The sequence below is a fragment of the Spongiivirga sp. MCCC 1A20706 genome (assembly GCF_046524175.1).
Taxonomy (GTDB): domain Bacteria; phylum Bacteroidota; class Bacteroidia; order Flavobacteriales; family Flavobacteriaceae; genus Spongiivirga.
This window is the reverse complement of record NZ_JBEFZF010000002.1, coordinates 184,043-195,756: the sequence shown is the minus strand read 5'-3', so window position 1 is coordinate 195,756 and position 11,714 is coordinate 184,043. Positions and strand designations below refer to the sequence as shown.

The 11,714-nt window shown below is 35.3% G+C and carries 6 protein-coding genes; 1 reads left to right on the top strand and 5 read right to left on the bottom strand.

What is annotated here, in order from left to right; translation table 11 throughout:
• The first annotated feature begins 36 nt into the window (after positions 1-36).
• Positions 37-1,113, top strand: coding sequence for a hypothetical protein (locus ABN763_RS04875; RefSeq protein WP_410484311.1), 1,077 nt, complete (start codon positions 37-39; stop codon positions 1,111-1,113).
• Positions 1,114-1,185: 72 nt separating this feature from the next.
• On the opposite strand, the gene ABN763_RS04870 is transcribed toward ABN763_RS04875, so the two are convergent.
• The 5 genes from ABN763_RS04870 to ABN763_RS04850 form a co-directional block, all read right to left on the bottom strand.
• The gene (locus ABN763_RS04870) at positions 1,186-1,848 is read right to left on the bottom strand and encodes an ABC transporter ATP-binding protein (RefSeq protein WP_410484310.1); all 663 of its coding nucleotides are present in this window, start codon (positions 1,846-1,848) and stop codon (positions 1,186-1,188) included.
• A 64-nt stretch (positions 1,849-1,912) separates the two neighbouring features.
• The gene (locus ABN763_RS04865) at positions 1,913-4,312 is read right to left on the bottom strand and encodes an ABC transporter permease (RefSeq protein WP_410484309.1); all 2,400 of its coding nucleotides are present in this window, start codon (positions 4,310-4,312) and stop codon (positions 1,913-1,915) included.
• 10 nt (positions 4,313-4,322) lie between these two features.
• Positions 4,323-6,701 (bottom strand): ABC transporter permease, encoded by a 2,379-nt coding sequence (locus ABN763_RS04860; RefSeq protein ID WP_410484308.1) that lies wholly within the window; start codon positions 6,699-6,701, stop codon positions 4,323-4,325.
• A gap of 71 nt (positions 6,702-6,772) precedes the next feature.
• On the bottom strand, positions 6,773-9,223 hold the full coding sequence (locus ABN763_RS04855) for an ABC transporter permease (protein WP_410484307.1): 2,451 nt from the start codon (positions 9,221-9,223) through the stop codon (positions 6,773-6,775).
• 10 nt (positions 9,224-9,233) lie between these two features.
• On the bottom strand, positions 9,234-11,612 hold the full coding sequence (locus ABN763_RS04850; RefSeq protein WP_410484306.1) for an FtsX-like permease family protein: 2,379 nt from the start codon (positions 11,610-11,612) through the stop codon (positions 9,234-9,236).
• Positions 11,613-11,714: the final 102 nt, after the last annotated feature.

Sequence of the window (11,714 nt, the reverse complement as noted above, 5' to 3'; positions counted from 1 at the left end):
ATGCCAGTATTTCTTGTAAACATTAATACCACAATCATGTCAAAATCAATCACAAAACAATGGTTAATTAGTTGCCTAGCAGTTTTATCGCTAGGCTTAAACGCACAACAATCTGACAAAAAAACTACTGGTGCACATATGGTGTCCTTTAGTATGTATGGCAATAATCCGGATGTAAATTCTGGCTATTGGTTCGCAACCATTGAAAATGGAGAAATTTGTTTTCTACTGACGAAAGGAAAGGGATACCAAGGCTCATTTAATATTAATATTTGCTATCCTCAAGATTCGTTTGTCAACTTTGGTGCATCGAAAGAACGTTTTGTTTGGAAACGAGAAAGTGGCACCATGGTTTTAAACGGAAATTTTAATGCTAAACAAGCCATGGGTACTTATCAGTTTTCTAAAAATGATGATTTCAGCCGTTTTCTAAAACAACAGGGGATACTAATGAGTGGCAATGATGACTATTCTTTTTTTAAGCTTTTTCTAGGTGATGTTACCAAATCGTATGTAACGGGTTTAAAAAAGTTTAATTACCCTTCACCTTCTATCAAACAACTCTCGAAACTTGGTTTGCATGATGTTAGCTTGGATTATATTGAGGCAATATCGAAGACAAAATATCGTGATGTAGATTTAAATATGATCTATAAATTTGCGATACACGGTGTAACTATCGACTATATCAACCAATTAAACAGTATTGGTTATGGTGACCTTGAAGCCAACATGCTTAAAAAATTCGCGGTTCACAAGATTAGTGTTGATTATATAAAAGAACTGGCTGCGGCTGGCTATGACAATCTTGAACCGAATATGCTTAAAAAGTTTAAAATTCATAAGGTGAGTCCGGCATATATTAAAAACCTTTCTAAAGTGGGTTATAGCGATTTGTCGCCGAACGATTTAAAAAACTTTGCCACGCATGATATCGATACGGATTATATCAAATCATTAGTGAATACTCCCATTGAAAGGCCTACAGCCCGACAAATAAAAAAAGCGAAAATACATCACGTTACAGCAAATTTCATTGAAAATGAAATGAAAAGAGGACGCGTATCTAAAGACCTTTCTTATTACATCAAATTAAAAATAAGAGGGATCTAATTAAGTTACTCAATACAATAGAGATCCACCTATCTTAGAGATAGGTGGATTTTTTAGTTCGATAAATAGGTATTATACCATTCGTCCATCTAATAGATTAATGGTTCTAGAGCCGTACTCCGCATTTTTTTCAGAATGTGTTACTTGGATAATGGTTACACCTTCTTCATTTAATTCCTTGAAAATACTCATGATCTCTTCACCTTGGCTCGAATTCAGGTTCCCCGTAGGTTCATCCGCCAAAATGAGTTTTGGGTTTGAAATCAATGCTCTTGCAATTCCAACTAATTGTTGCTGACCACCACTTAACTGGGTTGGGAAAAGATCTTTTTTACCTACTATGTTAAATCGATCTAACATATCAGCCACCATTGCTTTTCGTTCGGAGCCTTTTAGTTTTTTATAAAGTAATGGCATTTCAAGGTTCTCTTTCACCGTTAACTCATCTAGTAAATGATATGATTGAAACACGAATCCTATATACTGCTTATATAAATCAGCACGATGCTTTTCTTTTAATTGATGCACGGGTTCATCCATAAAATTATATTCTCCTTCATTAAAACCATCGAGCATACCTATGACATTTAACAGGGTTGTTTTACCAGAACCTGAAGGGCCCATAATGGAGATAAACTCGCCTTCTTCTACCTCAAAATTGATGTCTTTTAATAAAAATGTTTGCTGGCCTCCTGTTTTGACCCATTTAAATATGTTGTTTAATTGTAGTAACATAATATTGTTTCTTTTTGCTAATATTTGATTGATTTTTCTTGATGTATACTGGATTGCAGTATACCTATTCTGTTTTTAAATTATTAATAACGTTTTTATTTGCCGCTTGGGCTGTCTGTAAAAGAATTAGTAGTAGTGCTGTCCCTGCTATTATTAAAATACCTAAAAGGAATGCAGAAAACCCAATACTAATCTTATATACATAATTCTGCAACCATACATTTATTATAAAATAAGCACTAGGGATGGCGACTAATATTGCACCCAGTAATACCCCAGCAAAATCTTTTATAAACAACCTACTTATATGATGCTTTGAAGCACCTAAGACCTTGCGCACTCCTATTTCCTTTATCCGCTTTTGTATACTTAATGATACTAAGCCAAAAATACCGAGTAAGACAATGATAAATGCTAATACAGATGCGCTATATGAAGCTTTTTGTAATTGCGTCTCATTGGTATAGAGTGTGGCTAAGGTATCATCGATAAAATCAAATTCAAAAGGCGCATTTGGCATTAACTCTTGCCATTTTTCTTTAATAGCCTCAATTCCTGCTTGTACGTTACCCGGTCGTAACTTTATGGTAAGATATCGATACGATTGTAAGGCATTTACATCAAAATAAGCTTGAGGTTTAATAGGGGTATGCAATGATTCAAAATGAATATTTTCAATAACTCCTTTAATGGTAAGAAGCCTTTCTTGACCTGCAACTTGCAACTGTTTACCAATCGCCATTTCCTTAGTTTCGAACCCGAGCAATTTTACCGCCTGTGCATTAATTAAAACTGTGTTTCCGTCAGCATTTGCCTCAAAAACTGATCCTTGAAGTAACGGAATTTGATAGGTGTCAAGATAATTTTCATCAACTACCATTCCTTGAACGGCAATGTTAGACTCAGGGTTCATACCCTTTTTATAAAGTGGTAGTTGAAAGCCGTTATTACCATTGGGTATTTCATATGAAAGACTTACTTTACTCACCTGCGGTAAGGCTTCAAGCTCATTTCTATTAGTGATCATTTTTTTAATCCCTTCTTCAGACCAGTCCCGTGGAGTCGCGGCTGAAATAAGATATTCCTTTTCGTAACCCAAGTCTTTATCAAAGAAAAAATTGATTTGCTTTGTAATCAAAAATGCCGCTATGATTACCACGAGTGCCATCGTAAATTGAAATCCTACAAATAATTTGCGTATCAAAATAGTGCTATTACTTACTTGTAATTTCCCCTTTAGAGATTGCACAGGCTTTAATGCCGAAAGTATAAAGGCGGGATAAATCCCCGACATAAACCCTACCAATAGTATTATTAAAAAAGGGATCAAAATAGCATAAGGAGGATATGAACTAATAGTAATTAATGATTTACCGATAACTTGTTCGAATACATTTCCTAAAAAAGGATATGCTATAACGGCTAATATCGTAGCAATACTTACCAGTATAGTTGACTCTGACAAAAATTGAAAAACAAGTTGTTTTCTTTTTCCTCCCAATACCTTACGAATCCCAATTTCGCGCATACGGCTGCTAGAAAAACTTACCGCTATATTCACAAAATTAATAATCGCCATTGCGATGATAAAAAGCCCTATGAAAGACAATGTATAAAGCATCTTTTTTATTAACCCACTATTTTTTTGCAAATAGTAGTCGGTTAACGGTATCGGAACTAAGGTCAGATTGTTGATTATATTTTCCGAAGCGTGGTTACTTAAAATCTCCTGTAAAGGTTGCTCTAATTCTTTTGCTGTTATACCGGGTTGTAATTCTATAAATGAAATGAAAAAGGGGATTTCCCAATTTTCAAAATCTGCCCTATCGAAGAACTCTCGTGAGTTGGTTGCAGTAAAAATGCCGTTATATTGATTATTAATCCAGGTTATTGAGTTCTCATCAAGATCTTTCAATACGCCCGTCACTTCAAACTGTTGCAGATTTCCTGAAAAATTTTCAATACTTAAAGTATTACCCACAACCTGAGTAGTCCCAAAATATTTAATGGCCTTTTCCTCGGTAATTAATACCGAATATGGCTTTTCGAAAACCGATTTTTGATCCCCATACAAAAGTTTAAATCCAAATTGATCGAGAAATGAAGCGTCACCTATTTGTATGCCTTCCCTGAACTTTTTGTCTCCGTTAACAATCACAGATCTAATCCCATCCCAACGATAAAATCCTTTAACTAGATGAGGATATGATTCTTTTAACATCGCTGCAGGAGGAGCTAAAGTGGCAAATTCGACCCCCATATTGGCATCCTTCCATTGACTGGTGAGTATGTATTGATTTTCGGCGTTCTTAAGATTTCTGTTAACATTGTACTCTTGCCAGACATAGGCCCCAATTAGTAATACAAAAGCAATGCCTGCAAAAAGACCTAGAATATTGATTGTGGCATACAGCGGCTTTTTTCGTAAACCTCTCCAGGCAATTTTTAGATAGTTTTTGATCATCTCTTATTTTTTACTCCTCTTTTAGTGCTTTAATAGGGTTTTCGTTTGCCGCTCGTATTGCCTGACTACCAACAGTCAGTATTGCCGTAATGAGTGCTGCCAAAGCTGCACCTATAAAATACCCTGAATGCAGCGAGATTTTGTAGGCAAAATCAGAAAGCCAATCCGCTGCAAGTAAATACGAAATTGGCAGCGTAATAAAAATCGCAATCAATACAAGCTTTACAAATTCGCTAGAAAGCATAACAGTAACCTGACTAATACTTTGGCCAAGTACTTTACGAATACTGATTTCTTTTCTTCTTCTTTCAGCTGTAAAAGCTGCAAGGCCAAATAGTCCAAGACAAGAGATCAATATGGCCATCCCTGCAAAATATTTAGACAGGGTTGCTACGCGCTGTTCTGATTGGTAAAGTTGCTGATATTGATCGTCTAAAAAACGGAAATTGAACCCTAAGCCAGGGTTGAACTTATTATATAAGTTTGACAGTTCTGAAATTGTAGCTTTTTCTTCGCCAGCCTTAATTCTTAACACTAAACTGCTCACCCATTCTGTTCTACACAGCAATGCCATTGGTGCAATTTCGTCATACAATGATTGAATATTAAAATCTTTTACCACACCAATGATCTCTCTATTTGGCCCCCGCATATTTATTATCGTACCTATAGGATTTTCAAGGCCCATCATTTTCACAGCGGTCTCATTTAATATGATTTTTGAATCGTTATCTGGTTTTTCATTGATGTATGATCGGCCAAGTTTCATTTCGATACCCATGGTTTCAATAAACTCCGGCCCCACATGTGCGTGCCTAAATGTTATTTCCTTCCCTTCTTCATTTTGACCGGGCCATGAATGCCCCCGAGATGAATTGCTAAAATTGGTCATCCCTCCCTGCATAAAAGATGCATTGACAACCCCCGGAATTTGCTTAGCCTCCTCTATAAAAACATCCATATTAGTAATAAGCCCATCCTGTCGATCAATAACCATTACATTGTCTTTATTATAACCAAGATTTTTTGATTGTATATAATCTAATTGCATATAGATAACACTTACTGCCACTATCAATAAAATGGAAATGCTGAATTGAAATACTACCAGACCCTTGCGTATCATTAATTCTCCAAAAGAAGTGCTTATTTTTCCTTTTAATACCTTAACTGCGTTAAACTTAGTGAGATAAAAAGCTGGATAACTTCCTGAAGTCAAACCAGTGAGCAACGCAATTACGATTAGGGTTATTAAAATTTCCGGTTCAATACTAAAAACAAGTTCTTTCCCAGTAATGCTGTTAAACCATGGTAAAATGATGATCACCACAATATACGCACACACTAGGGCAAAGAATGAGAGCAGTAAAGATTCCGAAAGAAATTGAAAGATTAATGATTTTCTGTTCGCTCCAACTGCTTTTTTAACCCCCACTTCCTTTAATCTTCTAGAGGCGCGTGCAGTAGATAGATTCATAAAATTGATGCAAGCAATAGACAGCACAAAAAGGGCTACAATAGAAAACAACATCACATAAGTTATTCGGCCCCCTGCTTGCTTGCCATTTTCATACGTTCCTCTTAAGTAATTGTCACTATACTTAGTAAAAAGAACTTTTTCGTTTTTAGAGTATTGACTTTTCGTCCCTAAAAAATCAACCATTTTAGTATTTAATGCTTCAATATCAATATCAGGCTTAAGCAACGCATACATGCTAGAACTGTTGCTATACCAAGCGATATCGTCAGGATCTCGGTATTTTAAAAAGGTCTTATAAGGCAATACGAAATCAAATTCCTCTGAAGAGTCTTTAGGAACCTCATAAACACCAGTAATGGTAAAAACGTCATCAACGTTTTCTTCCGATACTTTTATAGCGATGGATTTTCCTATTGGGTCAGTTACCTCTCCGAAAAAATTGGCAGACAGTTCTGACGAGATTGTTACCGAATTTGCGTCTGCCAAAACGGTGCTCTTGTCTCCCGAGATTAAAGGAAAAGAGAATATCCTAAAAAAATCTTCACTTGCCATCCTTCCAAAACCACTCAGTTTTTTTTCTTCAGTTTGTAAGGTGGATTTATTATCAATGTTATAAACTGCTGTGGCCATTTCTACTTCCGGAATTTCTTCCTGAAGTGCGGTAAGCATTAAGCTTGAATTTGAAGTAAAGGTTCCTATTGCCCCAAATCCCATGGGCACATTTCTTCGTACTTGGTATAATCGCTCCTCATTTTGATGAAATTTATCTTTGTTAAGTTCATCAAAAACCCATAAATAAACCAATAATACACAGATTAGACCTGTTGATAAGCCAACTAAATTGATTAAGAAACTGCTTTTGTGTTTTTTAATGTTCCTTAAATACAATAACAAATTATGTTTTAACATTTTTCAAGTTTTAAAATAGCGGCTCAAAAATTTTAATGTATCATCTAAAGTTCGTCTTCATCCTTTTGTTTTTATTCCGTTCGTAAACTCTCAACAGGATTTCTCATTCCTGCTGCAATTGTTTTAAAACTCATGATTGCCAATGCAAGTACTATCATACCAATACCACTTACAGCAAATGCCCCCCAACCAATGCTAGCTTTATATGTAAAGTCCTGTAACCAATAATCAATACCATACCAGGCAATCGGTATTGCAATTAAAAAAGCAATACTTACCAACCACAAAAACTCTTTACATAATAGCATATTAAGTTGAAGTAAACTGGCCCCTAACACTTTACGAATACCAATTTCTTTGGTGCGTCTTTCAGTGGTATAGATTACCAATCCTAGTAATCCCAAGCAGCTAATTAATATAGAAAGTCCGGTAGCCCATTTTAACAAAAGAGCCATTTTTCGTTCTTGATTGTAAAATTGCTGTACTAAATTATCCATAAAGGTTAGGCGAAATTCAGTTTCAGGATATACATCTTTCCATATCGTTTCAATTTCTGTAATGCTTGATTGCCAAGCTTCTTTATTTTCTATGGGTAGCGAAAAATGCACATAATTAAATTGTGAAAAGCCGCTATCGCGATACCAATCTCCAATCAAAGCCATCGGTTCTATGCCTGATTTTAGAGACCGCTGATTAAAATCTTTCATTACCCCAACAATCGTTAACTTCTCATCGTCAGATTGTAATTGCTCGCCAATTACTGATGCAGCATCGTTAAACCCAAGTGTTTTCATTAGTTTTTCATTAATAACCAACTCCCTAATGGTATCGTTCAAGGCTTTTCTACCGGCCAGTAATTTTATATCATACACCTCAGCGTAGTCCTCGTCTCCAAATAGAAGCTGTATGCCTGCATTCATATTTTTTTCGTCTGTTACATAGCTCATAGTGGTAGCATTATAACCAAAAGAGGCAGGAGGTCGACCTCCAAAAGCCGACTTTTCTACTTGAGGTAAACGGCTGATTTTATCCAGAACTCGTTGCTTTTTTACAAAAGACTTATCGTTAAATGGAAAGTTGACATAAGCGACAGCTTCTGTTTTTATGCCCATGTCTTCATTCATCATATAATGAATTTGCTTACCCACTAATAAGGTCCCGATAACAAATACTTGGGCAATAACAAATTGAAAAACGGTCAGGTACTTTCTTAAGGGAACAGTCTCTCCCGGTGATGCAACTTGGTCTTTTAATGCCTTAGCAGGTTTGAATTTTGATAATACCAATGCCGGATAAAAACCAGATACAACGGACACAATAACTAACAACAATAGAACACCAACTATTACTATCGGATTATAAAATAGTGACATCGTTACAGTAGCTGGAATGAAATCTCTAAATACCTGCAGTAACCAAAATGCCACAAACACAGATAGTACAGCGGCAAACATTGTCAAAATGCCAGTTTCGGTTAAAAACTGCGTTCTTATCTGTTTTTTAGAACCCCCCAAGGTTTTGCGCACCCCGACCTCTTTTGATCTTTTTAAACCTTGAGCAGTATTAAGATTGATAAAGTTGACACAACCTAGTAACAATAAAAAGATGGAGACAATAGCAAGACCTATTAGGGTTTTCTTACTGGCTTGAGGCAAGCTATAATCGTAAATACCATAGGTCGAGTTGAAGTGAATATCGCTTAAAGGTTGCGCATAATAGGTATGCGTTTGACCATATTTAATATCATCAGGGTCTTTATGCTGCTCTGCTAAACGATCAAGCTGCGATTGTATATTTTCAATAGCAACACCTTTACTAACCTTTACAAATAGTTGAGAGTCATCGGTTGTATTATTCCATTCAATATTATCTACTTGGTCTTTAACTCCGAAAGAAGTGGCACTTGAACGCGAAATAAATTCATCAAAAAATAGATCCGAACGGCCTTCAAAACTGTTAACGATACCAGCAACTTCAGCAACAATTGAATCATTGTACGTTACATTAAGACCCATTGCTTGTTCGGGGGTTAAACCCGGAAAGTATTTATCCGCTTTCTCTTTGGTCAATACTACCTGATTTGGGTTTTTGAACGCGTTTGCTGGATTACCTGTTAACCACTGGTAATTAAATAACTGAAAATAGTTGTGGTCAGTAAAAATTGCTGTGCTTACATCTTTAAACTCATTTGGTTGATGATCAGTCTGTACTTTGAAAAAAAAGGCACGATAAAAAGGCGCTACTAGCTCTAAACCCGAAACCTCTTTACCAACCGCTTTGGTTAAAGGCACGGGCACACCTGTGTTATGAAACTTTCCTTGTGGAGATGTAAAATCGCTTGTAATTCTATAAATACGATCTGCATCCTTGTGAAAATTATCAAATGTCATATCGTGATAAATAATCAAACCAATAACAAATGCTGCACTTAAGCCTATTGAAAGACTAAGAATGTTGATAAAAGAGAAAATCTTGTTTTTTAGTAAGTTTCTCCAGGCGATTTTTAGATAGTTTTTGATCATATATTGATTTTTACTCCTCTTTTAATGCTTTAACAGGGTTTTCGTTTGCCGCTCGGATTGCCTGACTACCTACAGTCAATATTGCCGTAATGAGTGCTATCGAAGCTGCACCTATAAAATACCCAGAATGTAAGGGGATTTTGTAGGCAAAATCAGACAACCAATCCACTGCAAGTAAATAAGAAATTGGTAGTGCAATACAAATTGCAATCAATACTAGCTTTACAAATTCGCTAGAAAGCATAACAGTAACCTGACCAATACTTTGGCCGAGTACTTTACGAATGCTAATTTCTTTTTTTCTTCTTTCTGCCGTAAACGTAGCTAGCCCAAAAAGGCCTAAGCTCGAAATAATAATAGCCAACACAGCAAAAAAGTCTGAAAGTTGCGCTACTCTGTTTTCTGCTGCGTATAATTTATTATAATTAGCGTCCATGAAGGAATAGTCAAAAGAATACCCTGGATTAAATTTTTTAAAAACAGATTCCATTTTCGAAAGCGTTTCTCGTTCAGTTCCAGCAGTAATTTTAACCAGAATATTATTTCCATAAGGTCTAAATCTTATGATAAGCGGTTCAATTTTCTTATGTAGTGAGCCATATTGAAAATCTTTAACGATACCTATTATTTCTTGTTGATCATCTCCTTTTTGTAAGAGGTGTCCAATAGGGTCTTCTATATTCATTAATTTTAAAGCCGACTCGTTGAGTATAATTTTATTGTAGTCGTCTTTAAAATCTTTTGAAAATGAACGACCAGCAATAATTTTCATTCCCAACGTTTCTATAGCCCCATATCCTAATCTAGGCGCTTGAAAAGACCTATCACTTTCGTTTTCATTTCCTGACCAATTCCATCCACCATTATCATCATTACCATCCAAAAATTCTCCATTTGTATATCCTACACTTTCAATTGTGGGGATGGTTTTTAATTCATTTATTAGTAAATAGATGTTCTTAATTACTCCAATTTCAAATTGAACAACATTGTCTTTATTGTACCCCAAGTTTTTAGTCTGCATGTATTTTACTTGCTTGTTTACTACCAAAATGCTGAGAATAAAAACAATTGAAATTACAAATTGAAAAACCACAAGCCCTTTTCTAACGAAGAATTCCCATCCTGTTTTAGGGGCCTCACCTTTCAAAATGGTTACAGGTTTAAAAGAAGAAAGTCTAAAAGCTGGATAACTACCAGCTAAAAAACCAGTAACAACAATAATTAATGTAATTATGAGTAATTGATTATTTTCAAAACTTAGAATAATATTCTTATCGGTAATCGCATTGAATTTTGGAAGAAACAAAAACACCAAAAGCAAACCGACCCCAGTTGATAAAATAACAAGAATGGTAGCTTCACTTAAATATTGATATATTAATGATTTCCGACTGGCTCCAAGCGTTTTTTTAACCCCTACTTCTTTCATTTTTCTAGTTGCTTGGGCTGTAGAAAGATTTACAAAATTGATACAGGCTATTAATAGTGTAATAAGAGCGATACTGAAAAATAATCTTACATAAACAATACGTCCCCCTACTTGTATACCATTTTCATAAGGTTCTTTAAGATATCTTTCTGAAAATCTTTGAACAAAACTCGTAATTTCATATTCGCTGTCTTCTTTTTTATTACTTAAGTATTTTGCTATTTTTTGATTGAAATTACCGATGTCCGTTCCTTCTTTTAAAACCAAAAAGGATTTTCCGTAATGTCCATTCCAGTCTCCAGCCCATCTATCTGCATCGACCAATAAATCGGAATGCACTATGTAATCAAATTGAAGTGTTGAATGAACAGGTGGTGTTTTAAAAACCCCGGAAACAACTAGCCTTTCTTCTCCACTTCCGTCAGTCCACTTGTAATCCCAATCTATTGTTTCCCCAATAGCATCTTCTTCTGTTTTAAATAGTTTTCTAGCTAAATTTTCGGAGATTACTACATTGTGTTTATTATCTAGTACTTGACTTTTATCTCCAATAAAGACATCAAAAGAGAACACCTCAAAGAAGTTTGCCGAAGCAAATAACCCTTTTGCACTTTGACGAATATCTCCGTAAGTAAAAATACCTGTAGGAGTCGCAAAATCAGCATTGATTGCCGTGGCAGATTCAACCTCTGGAAACTCTTCAATTATATTTTCTGCTAGTAATAAAGGACTGTCAACCCGTGTAATTACTTCACCATTAATGACGCTATTAGATAACACTTGATATAGTTGAGTTTCATTTTTATGAAACTTGTCGACACGCATTTCATCATGTATCCAGAAAGAGATAAAAAGTACACAAGCGATACCCGAAGAAAGCCCGATGATATTAATAATGAAACTACTTTTGTACTTTTTAAAGCTTCGAAATGATACTTTGATGTTATTTGTAATCATAACTATTCTTTTTTGATGATGACATATTTAAAACAGATATGGGTAGTACTCATGACTGAACATGCCTAATTTCGTGCCATATGTGCAAACAACTGATTTTTA

Coding starts and splice junctions, on each gene's coding strand:
- ABN763_RS04865 (WP_410484309.1), bottom strand. CDS start 4,312: ATGATCAAAAACTATCTAAAAATTGCCTGGAGAGGTTTACGAAAAAAG.
- ABN763_RS04850 (WP_410484306.1), bottom strand. CDS start 11,612: ATGATTACAAATAACATCAAAGTATCATTTCGAAGCTTTAAAAAGTAC.
- ABN763_RS04860 (WP_410484308.1), bottom strand. CDS start 6,701: ATGTTAAAACATAATTTGTTATTGTATTTAAGGAACATTAAAAAACAC.
- ABN763_RS04875 (WP_410484311.1), top strand. CDS start 37: ATGTCAAAATCAATCACAAAACAATGGTTAATTAGTTGCCTAGCAGTT.
- ABN763_RS04870 (WP_410484310.1), bottom strand. CDS start 1,848: ATGTTACTACAATTAAACAACATATTTAAATGGGTCAAAACAGGAGGC.
- ABN763_RS04855 (WP_410484307.1), bottom strand. CDS start 9,223: ATGATCAAAAACTATCTAAAAATCGCCTGGAGAAACTTACTAAAAAAC.